The sequence below is a fragment of the Bauldia sp. genome (assembly GCF_965232525.1).
Classification (GTDB): Bacteria; Pseudomonadota; Alphaproteobacteria; order Rhizobiales; family Kaistiaceae; genus Bauldia.
Genome location: NZ_OZ246980.1, coordinates 4,050,220 through 4,069,716, shown reverse-complemented (window position 1 = coordinate 4,069,716; position 19,497 = coordinate 4,050,220). Strand labels below are relative to the sequence as shown.

Genomic DNA, 19,497 nt, shown 5'->3' with positions numbered 1-19,497 from the left:
CGCCGTCCATCCACGGTGCATGGTCCTCGGTGGGCGCCTCATCTGGGGCCTTGATCGGGTTACCCGTCGATCACAGGGGGCACATATGATCAAAACAGTAATCTCTCCACTCTTTGCATTGCTGATGTTTCTGACGCCTTCCTTGGTGGCGGCGGACACGGTGTCATGGACATGTGAAGCGGAAAATTGTTCCGAAGGCTTCAAGATCGGCACCGCCGAAAAAAAGACGATTCATATCTACTGCGCAAATGAAACGCCGAAAGGGCTAAGGATCCAATGCACACCGGAAAAGAAGGTCGTGCGAAACCAATTAACAGAGGGTTGCGATCCGCCGTCTTGGAGTCAGACGAATAATGGCCAGTATTCTTGTTCGTGCTACGGTGGATCACGCCCTGGAAAGCAGGGGGATGTTGAGGTGACCGTTACTATTTCCAATTGCCCCTAACGACCTGCGCCCCGGGTCGGCCTCTGCCGCAAGGCATGCTCCCGGGGTCAGTTATCTCCGCTTGAACCGCTGCCGTTCATCCCCCCACCATCGGCTCAGGCGCCTCGCGGCTAAATGAAAGCGTCTACGGCGAAGTCGGAGTATTTCAGCTTCTGGCCGGGGTCGACCTTGGCGAACTGGATCGGGGCGTTGCCGTCGATACCGTCGTCGAGATACAGCTTGCCGCTGTCCTGATCGTAGATGATCCGGTCGTCGCCGTCTTCGGCCTCGGTGCCCTTGCGAAAGGCGGACTTTTCCAGCGGCCCGACGGGCAAGCCGAGGAACGCTGCCTGATCGAGGAAGAACTTGTCCTTGCCGGATTCGAAGTTCTTCACCCGATCGATGTTAGTCGTCCCGTTGATCGGACCGATAAACACGAACTTGTCGTTGGCATCCCCGGCGATGAACTTGTCCTTGCCGTCCAGGCCGAAGATGGAGCCGGTGACCTTGCCGTCGCGGTTGTCCAGCTCGTCGTCACCGACACCAAGACGAACATCGCCCTTGATCTTGCCGGTGTTGGTGACGGTGTTCTCTTCGCGACTTGGGGTCCAAACATCCCCCTTGATCTTGCCCTTGTTGATCAGGGTCATATCGCCGATATCGTTGCGGACCGCAGCGTAGCCGTCTGCGATCTTTCCACCCTCGATCACCCCATCCTTTTTGTTGACGACTTTCGATCGTAGGTTTGGATCGAAAGCAGTAACATAGACACCAACCTCATCGGACTTGATGGAATCGAAGTTCTTGATGACCGGGCCTGAGGTTGAGCCGACGTTCGATGCGGTGCAGTAAACGCCGTATTCATAGCCGTATATCTCGCCGTGGTTTTCTACAGCGAAATCACCCATTCCGGTACTGGATATGCCCGCCTGAGCGCCAAATATCTTGCCGTAATTATCGACTGACCCTTCGACGCCGGTAGGAAATTCTGGAGTGAAAAACACCCCGTGCACACCGCCATTGATAAGGCCTGTTTCCTTGTTGATGAGCGTCGCATTGTTCTTAGTGAAAACTACAGCCAAGTTGGAGTAGGAGTAAACGTACCCCTTGTTGACGAGCGTGCTGTCGGTGAATTGGCTGAGGATCGTCGGGTCGTTCGCGCCGACATCGACGCCCTTGTCGATCTTCCATTTCTGACCGGACTTGGAAAACGCGATCGCCTGACCGAAGGGCACGAATATGTCGCTGGTTTGCTTGGGCATGATCTATTCCTTTGCGTCTTGTCCAATGGCCTATGGGGCAAGGCACGTGCTGAGCGGACAGCGCCGCGAAGCCCGATCGGGCTGCGGGGTGGAACGTCTCTTGGCTAGGCGAACACCTCGACCGTGAAGTCGGTGTATTTCAGCTTCTGGCCGGGATCGACCTTGGCGAACTGGATCGGGGCGTCGCCGTCGATACCGTCGTCGAGGTACAACTTGCCGCTGTCCTTGTCGTAGACGATGCGGTCGTCGTCGTCTTCGGCTTCGGTGCCCCTGCGAAAGGCGGACTTGGCCAGCGGCCCGACGGGCAAGCCGGGGAAAGTTGCCTGATCGAGGAAGAACTTGTCCTTGCCGGACTCGAAATTCTTCACCCGATCGAAATCTGTCTGATCGGTGAAGACGAACTTTTCCTTTTTGTCGCCGGCGATGAGTCTGTCTTTGCCCGCGCCCCCCCAGATGTAACCGGTGATGGTACCGTCGCGGTTGTCTAGTTCGTCGTCGCCCGTACCGAGACCGACATCGCCCTTGATCTTGCCGGTGTTGGTGATGGTGTTCTCGTCGCCGGTTGTGCCCGAGACGTCCCCCTTGATCTTACCCTTATTGATGAGCTTCATATCGCCGAATGCATTGAAGACGGCAGCGTGGCCGTCTTCAATCTTTCCACCTTCGATCACACCATCCTTTTTATTGACGACCTTCGTCCGCAGGCTGGACCCGCTGTTGGCATAGACACCGAACGCATCGGACTTGATAGAACTATAGTTCTTGATGACCGGGCCGGCGGTTGAGCCTATCTTGGTCGCTGTAGAATAAACACCGTTGCCATCGCCGTAGACCTCGCCATAGTTCTCTACAGTAAAATCTCCCACCCCGTCGTTGAATATGCCGGCGGCACCCCCAAATAACTTGCCGTGATTGACGACGGACCCTTCGACGTCGGTAACTAACACTGGATCGAACTGCACGCCAAACAAGCCACCGCTGATGAGACCAGTTTCCTTGTTGATGAGTGTCGCATTGTTCTTGGTGAAAAAAACACTTTCAGCGCCGTATGAATAGATGTAGCCCCTGTTGACGAGCGTGCTGTCGGTGAATGCGCTGAAGATCGTCGGACCGTTCGCGCCGACATCGACGCCCTTGTCAATCTTCCATTTCTGCCCGGACTTCGAAAATTCGATGGCGAAGTCGCTGGGCACGAAAATATCGCTGGTTTGCTTGGGCATGACCTCAATCCTTCAAGTCAATATTGCCTATGGGGAAAGGCGTGCCTTCAGCAGCAACGCCCCCCTAATCGCCCGGCGGATGCATACACTATTTGCGCGAAGCGGCAGTGACCAAAAAGCAGGCATCGGTCACCGCAGTGGAGCGGACAATGGTCCTATGACATCGTTCCTATATGCGCGCGAATACGCTTCGACGAACTCCTCTCTGGTGTTACATTGCAAGAGGCGCGTAACGATGCGCCTTCAGACGCGACAGAGCGGGTTCATCGGACCGGAACGGGTCGAGTAGGGGAGATCCTGAAAGATGCCAAGATCATTGACGCTTGCGATCACGGCGGTGCTAACGGGCACAGGAGCGATGGCTCAGGACGCATCTGTCGCCCCCCATTGCGGAACATATGAAGTGATTACCGCCAACCGTCTAGCGGAGGTCGTCGACGTCGCACCCGAAGGTGTTAGCGTTGGAGACCAAAGGGTAGGCTCGCATGATCTCACGGCTGCGGACGGCACGGTCGTCGGTAAGAGCTATTGGGCCACCAAGGTGGCTGACACCAGCAACGGTGTGCACACGCTCATCGGCGATGCCAACCATGTCTATGAAAATGGCACACTGCATCACAATTTCATTTATCAGCTTCCAGATCCTCTCAAACCAGAGATTCCCAAGGACCTTCAGTCTTTTGACTATCACGTGATCGGCGGCACCGGGGAATTCGCAGGTGCCGAAGGGACGGCTTACTATTCCAGCGATAGCGACGGCAATCGCATCATCAGGCTTGAGCTCGACTGCGGATCCTAATGACCCGCCAGCCAACCTCTGTCCGCCGCCTTCGGAGGACTTGAGGGAGGCTCGGCTTGTGCAGCCGCGGGCTCGGCCTGCCACGTAGCTCTAGAACCGGCGACTGTCGCGCCTGCCGAAATATGTCGTTGCCCGGTGGGGCCGTGTCGGCGGGTAGACGCGCCACCCTCGGCCGCGATGAATGCGCGGTTTATTCCGTGTCGTGATCTCGCAAGCGCTGCTTCACCATTCTCCATCCGGTTCGCGCAGGAGGAACGCAGCCGCCTGTAAGCTGAGGCCGGTCGGCAACCTCTTGGGAGTTACATTCGCTCGCTATTGTTGGGCGACACGTCCTTAACGCTTCGCATAACACGGCATCCGCGCGACGATGACGAACGGCGGCGCGGTTGCTGGCGGAGCTGGACAAGTCGAGGCTTGCCTCAAACATGAACCTGGCAACGTGTCTGCGATGACCGGCCCCCGCGTGATGTTGCCGCTCCCTATTTGCGCAGATAGGTCATGCCGGTAGCATAAAACTGATCCATGAATGTACCGAAATGGAGAGGCTCGTAGGCGGGCTTCGTACCCGGCTCGATCAGGCTTGGAATGGGCGCGATAATCGCGTCGTAATCGGGATTAGCGAAATAAGGCATCGAGTAGCGCGGCCTGTTCGAACGGTTGACGACGCGATGGGGCGTCGAGACAAAGCGCCCATTCGTCCAGCGCATCATCATGTCGCCGATGTTGATCACATAGGCGCCCTTGATCGGTGTAGCGGCGACCCATTGGTGCTCCACATGGCCGACTTCCAGACCGCCGACTTCGTCCTGCATCAGGATCGTGAACGCCCCGGTATCGCGATGCTCGCCCGCGCCGATTTCCAGATCTTCCTTGTTTGCGGACTTGGCCGGCCGGTAATGCAGGAAGCTTTGCTGAAACAACGGACGATTATAGAACGGATCGAACCATTCCTCGGCGAGCCCGAGCCCGAGGGCAAAGAGGCGCCTCATATCCGCTGCGAGTTCATCCATCGCCGCGATGTAAGCTCTGGCGGTTTTGTTGAACTCCGGCAGGTGGTCGACCCACCTGTTCGGCATGTGCATCGGCTTGCCCATCACCACATCCGGATCATCGGCGGGAAGGTCGAGCATGAACCGGTAGGTCTCTATCGATCCGCCGACGGCCCCACCCTCGCCCTCCAGTTTCGAGGGGACATAACCCCGCCAATGATTCAGCGTGGCCGCGGACTTCATACGATCTTCAAAGCGCTGATCGAAGAACGCCTTGCTTTGAGCAAACGCCGCATCGATCAGACCGTCCGGCACGCCGTGATTGACGATATAAAAGAAGCCGACTTGAGCGCACGCTTCAGCGACCTTCCGTGACAGAACTACGCGTTGCGCCAGCGAGCCCGTCCGCATCGCGCGGAGGTCAATTACCGGAATTTCGTCAAGACTAATCTCCGGGGCCTTCTCATATACGTTGGCGGTCGTATGCATCGTCTTATCCTTTCGAGCCATTCGCTCTAGCTGCAACTTTTTCAAGAACGATCCCCAAACCCCGAAGCTGATTTTCAAGGCTCATAGATGCCAGGGAGCGTTCGGTTCTGGGCGCTCGATCGCCTTCCGGCGGCGCGCTCCTCATGAAACGGGCGACCTGCTCGGGCAGGTAGGGAAGGTGCAGGAAGCCGCACGGTCCCGACAGCCCCGCCGCCTCCATCGCGCCGACGGATGTATAAAGCGTCGCGTTGCACATATGGGTTCCGGCGGAATGGGACGCTCGAGCGGGGAGGTCGGCTGCCAGCAAGGCGTCAACGATCGTCCGATGTTCCCAGGTCGCCTTACGGGCGGCAGGGCCAGTCTCGTCGATCGGCCCGCCATGCAACGGACGAATGCCTTCGTTATCGGGAATCGCGAAGTCCAATGTGTTGATCCCGATCGTCTCGACGCGAAGCACCGGCTCCCCGAGGGCCAGTCCAAGTGAAATCACAAAATCCGGTCGGTGTTCTGCAATCAGCTCCTTCAGCAGGTCTAGACCGGTCGAGAGGTTCGCCGGCGTCATGCGAGGAAGCACGCGGATGCCTGCATAGATGCGATTCTCGAAATGCGAAAGCAATGCACTGGCCGGATTGTCGGGAAGTCCGGCGAACGGCTCCGACCCTGTCAGCAGGCCAACACTCATCTCCAATTCGCTCCTTCGAGAACACCCTTGATCGGCACGCCTCACCCGCAAGTCATGTGCCAATCCCAACACCCATGTAAGACGCCGGTTCTGGCCGCGCCCAACTGCGGACTGACGCGAGATTAGGCTGCAGATTATCGATAATGATATTTTTTTAGACGATTTGGGCTTTGTCGAGAAAGGGCGATGCCGTCGCCATGTGGGCAATCCGCTCGAAGAAGGGAAGTTTCGACAGTTGGCGCGATGATGGCATGAGCGTTGCTCATCTGTCCGCATCGGCTTGCGGTTCCAAGCCAGAAAGCGAAAGGCAGAGAATTATGACGATGAAGCTCCCTCGTGCTCCCGGTTCTTTGGCGCCTCAGGCAGTTAGCCGCCGCTCATTTCTGAAGGGATCGGGTATGGCGGCCGGTGCCGCTCTGCTGCCTGCCGGACTGATCAGCGCAACCCCGGCACTGGCTGCCGACAAGGTGGTCCACCAGCTTGGCTGGGTAAAATCGATTCAGTTTGGCGGCCACTTCGCTGCCATCGAAAACGGCTACTTTGCCGATGAAGGTATCGAGGCTGATTTCCTGGCCGGCGGGCCGAGCGGAATCGGTACCGATGTCGCAGTCGCCACCGGCCAGGCCACGACCTCCGATACCGATGTCGACGGCACGATCCGGGCCCGGATCAACGGCATGCCCGTCAAAGCTTTTGCGGCGATCATGCAGAAAGCGCCGGGGGCCATCATGAGCCTCGCTGAAAGCCCCATCAAGACGCTGGCTGATATCCCCGGAAAGACCATTGCTTTGCCTGACGGCGTGCGCCCGCAAGTCAATGCCTTGCTGGAAGCTAACGGTTTCGATCCCGCCAATGTCACTTACGTTCCCGTCGGGACCGATCCGGGCATTCTGGCAGCCGGTCAGGTCGACGGCTACTATGGCTGGGCGACCAATCAGGGCGTCATGCTGCAGACCCGCGGCGTCGACATTGCGATCGCCTACATGAACGATCTAGGTGTTCCCGGCTATGCCGGCGTTCTCATCGCGACCGACGAAACCCTTGACGAGAGGAAGGACCTCATCGTCCGCTGGCTTCGGGCCGAGATCAAGGGCTGGCAATGGCATCTCGATAACCCGGATGAGATGGCCAGACTCATGGTCGACATGTATGGCCAGCGCGGCCTCGACCTCGAGGCCCAAATGGTTGAAAGCAACATGATGAAGGACTTTCTCCCGGTCGGGGCAGCGAAGGAACACGGTCTCCTGTGGATCGAGCCAGATGCCTTCGAGGCCGGTCTCGCTTTCAATGTCGCAGCGGGCGCGATGGCCGAAGGCGACCTGACGGTCGCGGATGTCATGACCCAGGATCTCATCAGGGAAGCACACAATACGCTGACCTGATCGGCATTGCCTTGCTTCAAATCCTGTGGTGACTGCACCCAATGAGGAGCGGGTCGCATTCGACCGGCTCCTTTCCCATCCCGACGGCAGACTGAAGACGGCGGGAACGCTCGCCATTTCAGGCGATCGTATCGCTCGCGTCGAAACAGGCCGCTCCGGGGCGGCCGAGAATCGTCTTGTGCTTCCGGCATTGGCCAACGCGCATGATCACGGGCGCGGCATGCGGACCCTTGCCTTCGGCGCTCTGGACGACTCACTCGAGGTCTGGCTGACTCAGTTGGGCCTTGAGCCCCCTGTCGATCCATATCTTCGCGCCCTGGTCGCTTTCGGTCGGATGGCAGAAGGCGGGATCGGAATCGTCAATCATTGCCATAACAGTCAGAATTTTGCGGTTCTGCGAGACGAAACCGAAGCGGTTGCCCGCGCCGCCAACGATCTCGGAGTCCGCGTTGCATTCGCCGTTCCGCTGCTGGGCCACAACCCGATAGCCTATGGCGATCCGGCCCCGCTCTTTGCAGAACTTGGCGCGAAGGAAAGCGGCATCCTGCGCCGCCGCGCCGAGACCATGCCTTCGCTCGAAGAGCAATTGGCGGTGGCAGAGGAACTCTTCGAGTTCCAGGATGACCTGTTCACGGTTCAATACGGTCCTGTCGCCCCGCAATGGGTCGATGCGGCCACGCTTGAGAATGTTGCCGAGCGCTCTTTGCGCCACGGCCGCAGAGTGCACATGCACATGCTCGAAACGAAAGCTCAACGCGAATCGGCCGACGCCTCCTTTCCCGATGGGCTGGTCAACCGCCTCGACGAGATCGGGCTGCTGTCCCCGCGATTGACGATAGCTCACGGAACCTACCTCACCCGTGATGAATGCGACCTCCTGGTTGATCGCGGCGTGGCTGTATCTGTGAACACGTCATCGAACCTGCGGCTCCGATCGGGGATTGCACCAGTTGCCGACTACGTCGCCTCGGGCCTGACCTTCGGTATGGGGCTCGATGGCATGGCTTTCGACGACGATGAGGACGCCTTCCGGGAAATGCGTCTTCTCTGGCACCTTCACAGAGGCTTTGCCTACAAGGAGATCCTGTCCCGGGATCGCCTACTGAAGGCAGTGCTTTTCGATGGCCGGAAGACGATTCTCGGTCCGGACCAGCCGGACAGTCTGAAAGAAGGGGGTCCGGCCGATATTGCCCTTGTGGATCTCGATGCTGTCAGCGGGGACACGATCCCCGGCCGAACTGATCCACTGGATCTCCTGCTCACCAGGGGAACGCGCGCGCTCGTCCAGGACCTTTGGATTGCCGGCCGACGCGTGCTTAACAACGGCGTCTGTACCGGTGTCGATCTGCCGTCTGCGGAAGCCGAACTGACCGATCAGGCGCGCAAGGCAGCGTCCACAGTCGATTTCGAATCCGTGGACCGCATAGCGGATGCCTATCGGTCCTACTATCGCTGCGGATGCCATATCCCCGGAGCGCCAGCCCGAAACAAGGGGGCAGCCCGAGGATGACCGGTATCAAGATCGATTCCGTCTCCATGACGTTCTCGATGGGCAAGTCGAGCGTACGGGCACTTGAGGACATCAGCCTTGAGTTCGACTCCGGGAGCTTTGCAGCTCTAATCGGGCCGTCCGGCTGCGGGAAATCGACTCTCCTTAGATTGATCGCCGATATCCTTAAGCCAAGTCAGGGCGACATCCTGATCGGCGACAACGAGCCCGGGCGGGCGAGACAGTCCCATGAGATCGGTTTCGTCTTCCAGCACGCGACCTTGCTGCCATGGCGCAGCGTGCTCGACAATGTCCGCCTCCCGGGGGAAATCGCCGGACTCAGCGGTTCCCGCAGCCCCCATGCGCTGATCGACCTGGTCGGCTTGCACGGTTTCGAAGATGCGCGGCCGAGCCAGTTGTCCGGCGGGATGCAGCAACGCGTGGCAATCGCACGAGCGCTGGCGCTCGATCCGAAAGTCCTCCTGATGGACGAACCTTTCGGCGCTCTCGATGAAATCACCCGTCAACGTATGAATTTGGAACTGCTCAGCATTTGGCGGGAAACAAACACCACGGCCGTTCTCGTCACACACACGATCAGTGAAGCCGTCTTCATGGCCAACAAGGTCCATGTTCTTTCCGCGCATCCGGGTCGTCTGACCGAAACGATCGATATCGATCTGCCCTATCCGCGCGACCTTCTTATCCAACGCACCCCGGAGTTCAACGCGTTGGAGAATACCGTGCGTGCCGCCCTCTTCGACAAAGGCGGCCAGATCGGTGGTTGAGACACTCGCCACAGGTGTGCTGTCGAAAACCGGCCGCTCGGTCCTCCTGCCGGTCGCAGCGATCACTGTAGTGCTGTTCGTCTGGTACCTGACCAAGCAGGCCGGATTGCTGCCCATCACGATACCCAACCCAGTGGACGTGTGGGAAGCCCTCACCGACCAATGGGACGACCTGCTTTATCACACCGCATCGACGGTGCTGTCCGCATTCACCGGGTATGTTTGTGCGGCCATGATCGCGGCGGCACTTGGCGGAGTCGCGGTCACCTGGAAACGTTCCGGTAAGCCGGTCCTGACATTCGGGATACTCGTCGACAGCACGCCGCTCATCGCGGTTGCGCCGATCTTCATGATTTGGCTCGGCAACGGCATGACACTCCACGTGGTCGTCGCAGGCATTGCCGCGTTTTTTCCCCTGCTCGTGGGGATGATCCAGGGCTTTCGGTCGGCGGATCGCAATATGCTTGAGCTGTTCCACGTCCTTGCCGCAAGCCGCTGGCAGACATTGACCCGACTCTCACTGCCAAGTGCATTGCCGTACATCTTTTCGGCGCTCAAGGTGGCAGCGCCGCTTGCTCTGCTTGGCGCATTGATCGCCGAATGGATGGGGACCGATCGAGGCCTCGGCACCTTGATCACCTATGCTCTATTCTCCTTCAACGTCCCACTGGTTTGGCTCTCAATTCTGACCGTGTGCGCCCTGACCGCCGCCAGCTACGGGCTGGTCGCGCTCGCCGAACACCGCTTCGCCCCCTGGAGCGGCGCCGGGGAAGCGCGCGGAAGGCAGCCCTGACATGGCGACGAAGATCGACCACCCCGATGCCTCCCTGATGCCGACGCGCGGTCAGGAGGCCGAGGCCCGCTTCCGGGCTTTGTTTCGGTCTGGGTTCTATGTCTGCGTCACGTTGATGGTGATTGTGGTGATATGGCAGGGCTCGATCAGCCTGTTCGACTTGAAGCCATTCGTGATCCCCACCCCTGCCAGCGTGCTCGCGGCGCTTTTCGATGATTGGCCGAAACTCGGCGCGGCCCTGGCCTACACGCTGCAGAGTACCGTGCTGGGACTTCTGATTTCGTTTCTGGGGGCTGTCCTGCTGGCCTCGCTCTTCGCTTTTTCCGACGACCTGGCGAAAGCCTTCATGCCGCTGATCATCGCCATCCGGACCGCGCCGGTCCTGGCTATTGCCCCCCTCCTTATCATGATCTTTGGCCGGGGTCAGGCGACGTCAGTCGCAGTCGTGATCGTCGTCTCGTTCTTCCCGATCCTGGTCAACGCCTCGAAGGGCCTTCGTTCGGCCAGCCCGGCTACGCTGGAACTAATGCATGTTTGCGGGGCAACCTGGCTCCAGACGTTCTTCAAGGCCCGGGTACCGCATGCATTGCCCTTCATCTTCACAGGTATGAGAACGGCCGCAACCAGCGCCCTGTTGTCGGCCATGCTTGCTGAATGGCTGAGCGGCGCACCCGGTATCGGGACGCTCATTCTAGAGGCCGGATCCTTTCGCAATTTGCCGTTGATGTGGGCCGGTGTGGTGCTGACCATGGCCCTCGCTTTCGTCCTCTTTGCTTCGACCGTCAGAATTGAAAGGAGCTTCGTGACGTGAGCGATCCGTTTCGATTGGATAGGCAGGCCATATTCATAACCGGCGGCGCCAAAGGGATGGGGCGCGCGGTGACCCTCCGGCTTGCTGAGGCCGGTGCTCAGGTCGTCCTGGCCGCCCGTGACGTAGCGGCGCTCGAATCGGTTGCCGAAGATGTTGAAGAATTTGGTGTCCGCGCCGAAGTCCTGCCGTGCGATGTCACCGACCCGGCTTCCGTCACAAACGCGATTGACCAGGCCATGAAGGCATTCGAACCACATCGCTGGGGGCTGGTGAACATCGCGGGAGCCACCGGTCCATCCGGCAAGAAGCTGTGGGAACACACTTATGACGAGGTCCAGAGTGTATTCGACGTCAATGTCTTCGGCACCTTTCTGACCATGAAGGCGTTTCTGCCATACATGATGGCAGCCGGCGCCGGCGCGGTGGTCAATCTAGGCGGAACCTTCGGCTTCAAGGGGGTTCGGGACGCCAGTGCCTATGGAGCGACCAAATGGGCTCTCAGGGGTTTCACGAAATCGGCGGCACTGGAGGCCGGACCACGCGGTGTGCGGATCAACATGGTCTCGCCGGGCGGCGTCGAGGGGCCCCGATTGAAGCGCCAATTGGGCGAAGAAGCCGAACGCCAAGGGGTCGACTATCAGACCGTATATGCGCGTTTCGCCGCCGGTACCGCTTTGGGGAAAATGAGCCAGGATGAAGATGTCGCCAATGCGGTTCAGTTTCTGCTGTCGGACGCAGCTGCCAACATTACCGGTCAGGATATTCTCGTGGATGGGGGGACGATCGTATGAACCCGGTCTCACGCGCCCAGTTTGCTCTTGAGTCCGGTCATAACGGCGACCCCGGTAATGCGAATATGATCGGCCATCAGCGTTTTGCAGGTTTTCGCATCTCGATCAAGCGCAACCTCAAGCAAAGCGTCATGCTGCTTGTCGAGGCCTGCCTGAACGTCGCGCGCCGGCGGGGAAAGCCGTCTGTACCGGTCAAACTGATCGTTCAGGGTGTCACAAAACCGCCGCGTCCATTCCGACGGACACGCCCCGATCAGGGCCCGATGAAACTCGCGATGATGCTTCTCCCACTGCTGCACGCTTTCCGCCGAAGAGGTCTCGGAGATGACATCCTCGGCCGGGCCCAAACGTTTCAGGCGCCGCCGCGAAAGAATAAGTCTTTCTTCCCACGTTTCATCGCCATGCCTGACCGACTGAGCCACGGCCGAGCTTTCCAGCTGTCCACGCAGGTTGGTGATGTCATCGAGTTCGATGGTGCTGATATCGGGTACGGCGAAGCCCCTATTCGGTTCCTGAACCACCATTTGCTGTGCGGCAAGGCAGGACAACGCTTCACGGATCGGACTGGAGCCGATGTCGTAACGGGCCTTCAGCTCAGCCAGTCGCAGCCGTTGGGCCGGCTGGAACACACCCATGATGATGTCGTGGCGCAATCGCTCCGTAACAATGGCGCTGGCGACGCTGTCTTGGTTGAGACCTCTTTCGGAGGATTGAAACGACATTCCCAGCATTTCCTTTTGGTTCATTTTCGCCTGTGCGATCGCCATCACCATACCCAATTCAGATTATCGACAATCTGGAAATTTTGGGCAATAAACCCGGCGGCGAAGGAGGCGTCCCCATGGAATTGAGCGGCAAAATTGCTGTGGTGACCGGGCCGGCTAAGGGGATGGGTGGGGCAATCACGTTGGCTCTGGCGCGCGAGGGCGTCAATGTTGTTCTCGCCGGACGAGATCTGGAGGCGATTGCGCCAATCGAGCGGGAAGTGGCAGCGATCGGCCGCCGGGCTTTAACGGTTTCCTGTGACATTGTCGATCCAGCAGCTGTTGAGCGCCTACGCGATGAGGCTACGAAACTGGGGCCCGTAGACATTCTTGTGAATGTCGCTGGAGGCCGTGGACCGATCGGCAAGTCGGGTATCGAGACCACGCCGGATGAGTTCGATGAGATTATCGCGCTGAACGTTAGTGGCGCGTTCCTGCTCATGCGGGCATTCGCGCCGCAAATGATTCAACGAAGAAACGGCAAGATCATCAACATCGGCGGCACGTTCGGTCTGCGTGGCCGAGCCGGCAGAGTGTCCTACAGCGCCTCGAAATGGGGGATGCGCGGACTGACCAAGAGCTTTGCCCTGGAGCTCGGACGCCACAATATCAATGTGAACACCGTCAGTCCGGGCATGGTCGACGGCCCCCGATTCGAGGTCGTGTGCGCCGATATGGCCGATAAGCTCGGTATCACGCTTGACGAAGCCAAGATACGGCACGCAGAAGACTACGCCCTGCGCCGGGTCTCGACGGCACAGGACGTTGCCAATGCCGTTGTCTTTCTCGCTTCAGAGAAGTCACGTCAGATCACCGGACAGGACCTCGTCGTCGATGGCGGCTGGGTGATCTGATCTTCGCCCAACAGCCTTATCAACGCATTGGACACTCATGAGCGACGCGACGATAGATACCGCCATTATTGGCGGCACAATTGCCACTGAAGAGGGGCTGTTCCCGGCGTCTGTCGGCATCGATGACGGCCGGATCGTCGCCGTCGGGGATGCTGAAACCCTTCCCGCTGCCCGCGAAAGTATAGACGCCCGCGGAAAGATTGTGATGCCGGGTGTTGTCGACGTTCACGTCCATTTTCGCGAACCGGGCATGACCCACAAGGAAGACTGGGGAACCGGTAGTGCCGCCGCGGCGCTTGGTGGCGTCACGACGGTTTTCGAAATGCCGAATACCGATCCGCCCGTCGATACAATCGAACACTTCGAGATCAAGAAGGCGTTCGCCGAGGCCAGTTCCCATGTGGACTTCGGCATCTATGGCCTGCTGGGCGAACACAATCTTGACCAGTTGCCGGCGCTGGCTGAAGCTGGCGTGTGCGGATACAAGCTGTTTCTCGGCAATACGACAGGCGACCTGCCGTGCCCGAGCGACGGCGCGGTGCTGGAAGGATTTGAAATCCTCGCCGAGCTTGGCCTGCGATGCACCATCCACGCCGAGAACTCTCCGATCCTGTTCTGGCGACAAAACAAGATGATCGCGGCGGGTCGCCGGGACCCCTATGCCCATTTGGCGGCGCGTACCGATGTGGTTGCGGTCGAGGCACTGAACCGGTCGGCGATTTTTGCCGAGTGGACCGGCGCTCGGATCCACATAGCTCATGAGAGTTGCGCCGCGAGTTTGCCGTTCATCCGGTTCTTCAAAGCGCGGGGCGTCGACATGACCGTCGAGACCCTACCCCAGTACCTTTACCTCAATGCCGAGAGCATGCTTGAGCCCGGCGGTGAAGTGATCCGCATGAACCCGCCGATCCGCCAGAAAGCTAACCAGGCGCCACTCTGGGAGGGGCTTTCCGACGGGTCAATCGACATGATTTCCACCGATCATGCGCCCCATGCCAGGTCGGAAAAATATGGCGATGACATCTGGAAAATCGCTTGCGGTTTCCCGGGCGTGCAGACGTCCCTCCCGCTGATGCTCGATGCCGTCAGCAAGGGCCGGCTCTCAATGCCGGACTGTGTACGTCTCATGTGCGGCGCTGCAGCCAGAGCCTTCGGCCTTTATGGCGTTAAAGGTGTCATCCGGCCCGGAGCCGACGCCGATATCGTGATGGTCGATCCGGATGCGACACTAGTCCTGCGGTCTGAGGACCTCGCTTCCCGCGGCAAGGTTTTGCCGTACGAAGGTTGGGAAGTTAACGGCAAGCCCGTCCTGACCATGCTGCGGGGCAAGACTGTCGCCAAGGAGGGCGTGATGGTTGGCCAAGCGGGGTTCGGACGAATGGTGAGCCCGAGCATGCCGGCTCCCCTTCCGCGCAACACCGCCACCACGATCAAAGCGAGCCTCCAGCACAGACAGCAGCCTTGGTGAGTTCGCCCCGCCATTTGGGTACCGCCGCACCGCGGATCGGCTTGCTTGGATGCGGCGCGATCGGATCGTGGCATGGGCGTATTTTGGCCGAACACACCGGCGTAGACTTCGCCGGCATCTGCGATCTTCGATCCGAAATCGCAGACGCTTTTGCGGCACGGTTTGACGTTCCGGCTTTCGATGATCCCGAGCGGTTCTTCGCTGAGACGGGTCTTGATGGCGTTATTATCGCCTCGCCGGAAAGCGCCCATGTAGACAATATCGCTCTCGCTGCCGGCAACCATGTCGCCTGCCTCGTCGAAAAGCCGGTCGCGGCGACAATCGGCGAGATCGAAGCAATTGAAGACATCCTGCGGCGGACGCCGGTTCCATTGATGTCCGGGCATATCGAGCGCTTCGAGACTGGGACCGCGCAGCTAAAGTCAGCCCTTGACGAAGGAGTCTGCGGTCGGCTCGTTTCGATCCTCGCACGGCGCCAGTTCGCGTCCGGCGAGCTTCCGCGCTTTGCCGGATACTCATCGACGTTGCGCATACTGGCCGTGCACGACTTCGATCTTCTGCGCTGGCTGCATGGCGGCTCGATAGCCGATGTCTATGCCGCAGCTGGCCGAGGCGAACTTCATGAACAATACGGGCTCGACGATCACGTCGTGACCGTTATCCGGTTTGCCGACGGCGCCATAGGATCGGTCGAAAGCGCGTGGAACCTCCCTTTGGCCTATGCGGATTTCTCGTCTCCGAAAGGCTGGGGACCGGCCGGAAACAATCGCCTCGACGTGTTCGGCGACCGCGGCTTTCTGTCTAACGACATGTCGATCAGAAACCAGCAGCTCGTCGCCTTCGATCAAGCCAGCGGCTTCCGCGCAGCCGGCATCCGCCACCAGCCGGTCGTTCACGGCAAAGTCGAAGGCGCGCTGCGGGTCGAGGTGGAGCACTTCGTCAGATGCATCACGGAAGGGCTCGAACCAATTGTCGGCATCGCCGATGCCAAACGCGCTGTCGCACTGGTCCAGGCAGCGGAAGAGTCTCTGGCTGCCGGGCGTCCGGTCACACCCTATTGTTAGCCAAGATGGCGCGGTACTCCGGCCCAATCGTCGACTCTCACCATCATCTGTGGCGTTTGACGCCTGGAAGTCATCCATGGCTGGGAGAGGGTCGCGAGGAGATCGTACGCGACGTGTTGCCGCCGGACTATACCGCCACGTTCTCCGAATTCGATATCCGGGCCACCGTTCTCGTCGAAGCACTGGCCGGATATCCGCTCCGGGAACTGCAAGAGGCAGAGACCTGGCGACAATCGACCGGCGGAAGGATCGCCACGGCCGTCATTGCCCATGCACCGCTCGATTCACCGAGGATCGGGACTGTGCTCGACCGTTATCGCGACGTCTCACCGGCCTTTCGGGGTATTCGCGACATCATTTCTGCCGGCCCCCGCAAACCGAGCTTCGCGCGCTCGCCAGACCTTCTCACCAGACCGGCGTTTCGGGATGGACTAGCTGCACTCGCCCAACGTGACCTGGTCTTTGATCTGATGCTCGATCCGACGCAGCTGGAAGCAGCTGCAGCGCTCTTGCTCGATATTCCTGAACTGTCCGTCGCCATCGAGCATGCCGGGCATCCCCGCGACCGGACCCCGGACGGAAGGAAGCAATGGCGAGTCGGGATGGCGCGTCTTGCCGACCGTCCCAACACTATCGTCAAGGTTTCCGCGCTTCAGGTGCACGATCCGAACTGGACCGTGGAAAGCCTGAGCACAGTCGTTTGTCCGCTGGTTGATCTGTTCGGCGTTCAACGGCTGTGTTTTGGAACCGATTATCCTGTCCACGATCTGGCGTGTCCCGGACCGGTTGCGATCGACGCCATGCTCGACGTTACCGAAGATTGGGCGGCCTCCGATCAAAGCGCATTCTTCCATGGTACGGCCACTTCCTTCTATGGACTGGCGGACCATGAGTCCAAGCAAACCCGATTGCACCCGTGAACCGGATTGAGATCGACCGAAATACAGCTAAGGGAACGGAGCGAACCATGAGAGAGATACAGTCGATCGCCGTCTATTGCGGGTCCAATACCGGCAAAGGCAGCGCGTTTCTTGACGGCGCACGCGACCTGGGATCGTTGCTGGGCCGCTCGGGCATTCGTCTGGTCTATGGAGGGACGCATAAGGGGTTGATGGGCGCCCTTGCCGACGCGGCTCTGACGGAAGGCGGGCAGGTTCACGGTGTCATTACTCAGCGACTCGCCGGCAAGGGCCACCTTCATGACGGCCTAAGCGGCCATGAGGTCCTTCCGACCATGAAGGAGCGAAAACACCGAATGACCGAACTGGCCGACGCTTTCATTGCGCTACCAGGCGGGATCGGGACCCTTGAAGAATTCATGGAGGTCTGGACCCTCAACCAGCTCGGTGAGTTCGAAAAACCCGCCGGACTTCTGGACATCGACGGCTACTATCAGCCGTTCATGGCCTTCATCGACCACATGATCGAAAACGGCTTTCTTCCGGCCGCGCACCGCCAGTCCATCGTCGTCGATTCCAATCCGGCTGTGCTGGTGGAAGGGCTGAAACGCTTCGAGCGGGTCGATGTACCGAAATGGATGTAGAACAACGCCGCGTTTCGTCCGGCCTTCGTCAGCGTTGGTGTCGTCGCTGTTAAGCCGACTTTGCGGCGGGACGAGTGATGACCCGTTCGGTTGGCCCTCTTGTAGAAAGGTCCCGGCCGGCCGGTTAATGCCTACTATTCGAACTCTTTGCGCACCAAGGGCCGCCCGGTCTATTGGAAGGTGGAGTCTCCCGCTCGAAAGAACGCCAAGATCTCGCGCCAGAACGCAGCCATGGCCAATCCTACTGGATACAGCAAGGGTTTGGTGAGAGCCCACATCCCAATTGTATTTACGCAGGGAATTTTTGGTCGGAGTGGCAGGATTTGAACCTGCGACCCCCTCGTCCCGAACGAGGTGCGCTACCAGGCTGCGCTACACTCCGGCCGCTGGCCTTGTATATCCCAGACGCGGTGCTCACAACAGGAAATGTGGCGGCTTCGTTCCGATGTCGTGCCTCGCCCGCGATCGGTCGCGGCATATAACCTCAGCGCCCGAGATGCCCGTTGCTCTGACCGTACGTGGCTAGCCGGCCTCGGCCCGTTTGATCTTCTGGCGCTCGTCTTCGACCAGGCCGATCTTCCAATAGCCGGAGATGTACGTGTCCTCTTTCGGCAAACGCCTCTCGTTGTGGAGGAAGGCACGCAGCGATCGGATCACGCCGCTTTCCCCGGCGATGCACGTCTGGACGACGCCGGCCGGCCAGTCGAGTGACCGGATGAGCCGTTCCTGCGCCTCCGAGGGGACATGCGGGTCCGGTTGGATCAGCCACCGGATATCGATGCCCTTGGGGGCAGCGATATCCTGGCGGTCGGCTTCGCTTTGAACTTCGATAACCGCAATACCCTCGGCGTCGCGCGGCATCGCCTCCAACGTCGCCGCGGCGACCGGCAACGCCGACATATCCGCGGCGAGCAGATACCAGTCCGCATAGAAGCTGGTCAGCTTGATGCTGCCCGGCCCGGCGAACCCGCAAAAGCTGCCGGGCCTGGCATGGAGTGCCCAGGCGGAGGCCGGCCCTTCTTCGCCATGCGCGACGAAGTCGACATCCATCTCCGGGCCGGTTTCGCGGAAGTGTCGGACCGTGTAGGTGCGGGTCGTCGGTCGCTTGCCGTCCTTGAGCTGTGCCGCAAACGCGTCCTTCGACTGGCCGTTGGCCGGCAGCAGGATCTTGCAGTGGGCGCCGTCGCACCCGGGGGCAATCCCCGCTAGTTCGGGACCGGCGAACGTGACGCGAATCATGTTGGGCGTGATGTGCCGCGCATCCTTGACCGTGAGCAGTCGAGGCACCCGGCGTGGCGGCTTGGCGCGCGACGGCGCACTCGCGGTCGTCTGGTTCATCGTGCCGTCACGTCATTCACCGGCGGGACGGGCGCAATCTCGGCAGCGCACTCGGTCAGGTCGATGAAGCGCCTGTCGCGCAGGCAGGCGCCGACGACGAACGCGTATCCATTGATCGCCTCGCATGGCAGGTCGGGCGACTCGAACACCGCCGTCGATGACATCTGGCCCTCATCGAAACGAAAGGATGCGGCTCGGGTGCGGCCCACCTGGTCATCGTCAACAAAGGCATGGAAGAAACCGTTGACCTCCTGGAAGGGCTCGGATCTCTGAGCCGTCAGCGCGAAGGTCGCAGTACAATAGTAATCGCGCTTTCCGGTCTCCTGAAGGGAGAGCTCGAAGATGGGCTCCGCATTCGCCGGGAGCAGCGTGGACGCGGCGAGAATGGCGCCGGTGGCCAGAACGGCAAATCGACGTGCTGGGCTGGTCGAGCGATCGCTCATGTTCGCCTCTCCTGTGGAGAACCCGTGAGCGCGGCTGGCCGCCTCTTCGGCTTCTCGCCTACCCGGGTTCCGGTCAGTGATCATTGGTGATGCGCTCGGTCTCG

The 19,497-nt window shown here is 59.9% G+C and carries 20 protein-coding genes and 1 tRNA gene; 13 read left to right on the top strand and 8 right to left on the bottom strand.

What is annotated here, in order from left to right:
- Window positions 1–85: 85 nt before the first annotated feature.
- Window positions 86–445, top strand: a complete 360-nt coding sequence (locus ACO076_RS19290) for a hypothetical protein (protein ID WP_421724434.1) — start codon at window positions 86–88, stop codon at window positions 443–445.
- Between the two features lie 110 nt (window positions 446–555).
- Here ACO076_RS19290 and ACO076_RS19285 read toward each other — a convergent pair whose 3' ends face one another.
- Together ACO076_RS19285 and ACO076_RS19280 are read right to left on the bottom strand one after the other, a co-directional pair.
- On the bottom strand, window positions 556–1,686 hold the full coding sequence (locus ACO076_RS19285) for a hypothetical protein (protein WP_421724433.1): 1,131 nt from the start codon (window positions 1,684–1,686) through the stop codon (window positions 556–558).
- A 104-nt stretch (window positions 1,687–1,790) separates the two neighbouring features.
- Complete coding sequence (locus tag ACO076_RS19280) at window positions 1,791–2,906, bottom strand: hypothetical protein (protein WP_421724432.1); 1,116 nt, start codon at window positions 2,904–2,906, stop codon at window positions 1,791–1,793.
- Window positions 2,907–3,222: 316 nt separating this feature from the next.
- Between ACO076_RS19280 and ACO076_RS19275 the strand changes: the two genes are divergently transcribed.
- Window positions 3,223–3,705: a hypothetical protein gene (locus tag ACO076_RS19275; RefSeq protein ID WP_421724431.1), complete on the top strand. Its 483-nt coding sequence runs from the start codon at window positions 3,223–3,225 to the stop codon at window positions 3,703–3,705.
- A gap of 479 nt (window positions 3,706–4,184) precedes the next feature.
- Here the strand turns inward: ACO076_RS19275 and ACO076_RS19270 are convergent, their stop codons facing one another.
- Both ACO076_RS19270 and ACO076_RS19265 read right to left on the bottom strand, forming a co-directional pair.
- Window positions 4,185–5,183, bottom strand: a complete 999-nt coding sequence (locus ACO076_RS19270; RefSeq protein ID WP_421724430.1) for an isopenicillin N synthase family dioxygenase — start codon at window positions 5,181–5,183, stop codon at window positions 4,185–4,187.
- Between the two features lie 4 nt (window positions 5,184–5,187).
- Window positions 5,188–5,865, bottom strand: a complete 678-nt coding sequence (locus ACO076_RS19265; protein WP_421724429.1) for a hypothetical protein — start codon at window positions 5,863–5,865, stop codon at window positions 5,188–5,190.
- 197 nt (window positions 5,866–6,062) lie between these two features.
- Here ACO076_RS19265 and ACO076_RS19260 point away from each other — a divergent pair, with 197 nt between their 5' ends.
- From ACO076_RS19260 to ACO076_RS19235, 6 genes are all read left to right on the top strand, one after another.
- Window positions 6,063–7,247, top strand: a complete 1,185-nt coding sequence (locus tag ACO076_RS19260) for an ABC transporter substrate-binding protein (protein WP_421726783.1) — start codon at window positions 6,063–6,065, stop codon at window positions 7,245–7,247.
- A gap of 220 nt (window positions 7,248–7,467) precedes the next feature.
- Window positions 7,468–8,757, top strand: coding sequence for an amidohydrolase family protein (locus ACO076_RS19255; protein ID WP_421726782.1), 1,290 nt, complete (start codon window positions 7,468–7,470; stop codon window positions 8,755–8,757).
- Entirely contained in the window at window positions 8,754–9,524 is a 771-nt protein-coding gene (locus tag ACO076_RS19250; RefSeq protein WP_421724428.1) for an ABC transporter ATP-binding protein, read from the top strand. The genes ACO076_RS19255 and ACO076_RS19250 overlap by 4 nt, the downstream gene beginning before the upstream one ends.
- Before the next feature lie 70 nt (window positions 9,525–9,594).
- Entirely contained in the window at window positions 9,595–10,317 is a 723-nt protein-coding gene (locus ACO076_RS19245; protein ID WP_421724427.1) for an ABC transporter permease, read from the top strand.
- A 1-nt stretch (window position 10,318) separates the two neighbouring features.
- Window positions 10,319–11,128 (top strand): ABC transporter permease, encoded by an 810-nt coding sequence (locus ACO076_RS19240; protein ID WP_421724426.1) that lies wholly within the window; start codon window positions 10,319–10,321, stop codon window positions 11,126–11,128.
- Window positions 11,125–11,919, top strand: a complete 795-nt coding sequence (locus ACO076_RS19235; protein ID WP_421724425.1) for an SDR family NAD(P)-dependent oxidoreductase — start codon at window positions 11,125–11,127, stop codon at window positions 11,917–11,919. The genes ACO076_RS19240 and ACO076_RS19235 overlap by 4 nt, the downstream gene beginning before the upstream one ends.
- 8 nt (window positions 11,920–11,927) lie before the next feature.
- Here the strand turns inward: ACO076_RS19235 and ACO076_RS19230 are convergent, their stop codons facing one another.
- Window positions 11,928–12,692: a GntR family transcriptional regulator gene (locus ACO076_RS19230; protein ID WP_421724424.1), complete on the bottom strand. Its 765-nt coding sequence runs from the start codon at window positions 12,690–12,692 to the stop codon at window positions 11,928–11,930.
- A 68-nt stretch (window positions 12,693–12,760) separates the two neighbouring features.
- Between ACO076_RS19230 and ACO076_RS19225 the strand changes: the two genes are divergently transcribed.
- The 5 genes from ACO076_RS19225 to ACO076_RS19205 are packed head-to-tail and all read left to right on the top strand — an operon-like array spanning window position 12,761 to window position 17,612.
- On the top strand, window positions 12,761–13,537 hold the full coding sequence (locus ACO076_RS19225; RefSeq protein ID WP_421724423.1) for an SDR family NAD(P)-dependent oxidoreductase: 777 nt from the start codon (window positions 12,761–12,763) through the stop codon (window positions 13,535–13,537).
- Between the two features lie 37 nt (window positions 13,538–13,574).
- A complete protein-coding gene (locus tag ACO076_RS19220) occupies window positions 13,575–15,005 on the top strand; it encodes a dihydroorotase (protein WP_421724422.1) in 1,431 nt (476 codons plus the stop codon).
- A complete protein-coding gene (locus ACO076_RS19215) occupies window positions 15,002–16,069 on the top strand; it encodes a Gfo/Idh/MocA family protein (protein ID WP_421726781.1) in 1,068 nt (355 codons plus the stop codon). Before ACO076_RS19220 ends, ACO076_RS19215 begins: the two co-directional genes overlap by 4 nt.
- A 5-nt stretch (window positions 16,070–16,074) precedes the next feature.
- Window positions 16,075–16,989, top strand: a complete 915-nt coding sequence (locus ACO076_RS19210; protein WP_421724421.1) for an amidohydrolase family protein — start codon at window positions 16,075–16,077, stop codon at window positions 16,987–16,989.
- A 47-nt stretch (window positions 16,990–17,036) separates the two neighbouring features.
- Window positions 17,037–17,612 (top strand): TIGR00730 family Rossman fold protein, encoded by a 576-nt coding sequence (locus ACO076_RS19205; protein ID WP_421724420.1) that lies wholly within the window; start codon window positions 17,037–17,039, stop codon window positions 17,610–17,612.
- 305 nt (window positions 17,613–17,917) lie between these two features.
- Here ACO076_RS19205 and ACO076_RS19200 read toward each other — a convergent pair.
- The 3 genes from ACO076_RS19200 to ACO076_RS19190 form a co-directional block, all read right to left on the bottom strand.
- A tRNA-Pro gene (locus ACO076_RS19200) sits at window positions 17,918–17,994 on the bottom strand.
- Between the two features lie 140 nt (window positions 17,995–18,134).
- Complete coding sequence (locus tag ACO076_RS19195; RefSeq protein WP_421724419.1) at window positions 18,135–18,950, bottom strand: siderophore-interacting protein; 816 nt, start codon at window positions 18,948–18,950, stop codon at window positions 18,135–18,137.
- A complete protein-coding gene (locus ACO076_RS19190; protein ID WP_421724418.1) occupies window positions 18,947–19,393 on the bottom strand; it encodes a hypothetical protein in 447 nt (148 codons plus the stop codon). Before ACO076_RS19190 ends, ACO076_RS19195 begins: the two co-directional genes overlap by 4 nt.
- Window positions 19,394–19,497: the final 104 nt, after the last annotated feature.

What these genes read in the sequence shown, in the direction of transcription:
- ACO076_RS19290 (WP_421724434.1), top strand. Translation starts at nt 86, where the DNA reads ATGATCAAAACAGTAATCTCTCCACTCTTTGCATTGCTGATGTTTCTG.
- ACO076_RS19285 (WP_421724433.1), bottom strand. Translation starts at nt 1,686, where the DNA reads ATGCCCAAGCAAACCAGCGACATATTCGTGCCCTTCGGTCAGGCGATC.
- ACO076_RS19280 (WP_421724432.1), bottom strand. Translation starts at nt 2,906, where the DNA reads ATGCCCAAGCAAACCAGCGATATTTTCGTGCCCAGCGACTTCGCCATC.
- ACO076_RS19270 (WP_421724430.1), bottom strand. Translation starts at nt 5,183, where the DNA reads ATGCATACGACCGCCAACGTATATGAGAAGGCCCCGGAGATTAGTCTT.
- ACO076_RS19265 (WP_421724429.1), bottom strand. Translation starts at nt 5,865, where the DNA reads ATGAGTGTTGGCCTGCTGACAGGGTCGGAGCCGTTCGCCGGACTTCCC.
- ACO076_RS19260 (WP_421726783.1), top strand. Translation starts at nt 6,063, where the DNA reads ATGTGGGCAATCCGCTCGAAGAAGGGAAGTTTCGACAGTTGGCGCGAT.
- ACO076_RS19255 (WP_421726782.1), top strand. Translation starts at nt 7,468, where the DNA reads ATGCGGACCCTTGCCTTCGGCGCTCTGGACGACTCACTCGAGGTCTGG.
- ACO076_RS19250 (WP_421724428.1), top strand. Translation starts at nt 8,754, where the DNA reads ATGACCGGTATCAAGATCGATTCCGTCTCCATGACGTTCTCGATGGGC.
- ACO076_RS19240 (WP_421724426.1), top strand. Translation starts at nt 10,319, where the DNA reads ATGGCGACGAAGATCGACCACCCCGATGCCTCCCTGATGCCGACGCGC.
- ACO076_RS19230 (WP_421724424.1), bottom strand. Translation starts at nt 12,692, where the DNA reads ATGGTGATGGCGATCGCACAGGCGAAAATGAACCAAAAGGAAATGCTG.
- ACO076_RS19225 (WP_421724423.1), top strand. Translation starts at nt 12,761, where the DNA reads ATGGAATTGAGCGGCAAAATTGCTGTGGTGACCGGGCCGGCTAAGGGG.
- ACO076_RS19220 (WP_421724422.1), top strand. Translation starts at nt 13,575, where the DNA reads ATGAGCGACGCGACGATAGATACCGCCATTATTGGCGGCACAATTGCC.
- ACO076_RS19210 (WP_421724421.1), top strand. Translation starts at nt 16,075, where the DNA reads ATGGCGCGGTACTCCGGCCCAATCGTCGACTCTCACCATCATCTGTGG.
- ACO076_RS19205 (WP_421724420.1), top strand. Translation starts at nt 17,037, where the DNA reads ATGAGAGAGATACAGTCGATCGCCGTCTATTGCGGGTCCAATACCGGC.
- ACO076_RS19195 (WP_421724419.1), bottom strand. Translation starts at nt 18,950, where the DNA reads ATGAACCAGACGACCGCGAGTGCGCCGTCGCGCGCCAAGCCGCCACGC.
- ACO076_RS19190 (WP_421724418.1), bottom strand. Translation starts at nt 19,393, where the DNA reads ATGAGCGATCGCTCGACCAGCCCAGCACGTCGATTTGCCGTTCTGGCC.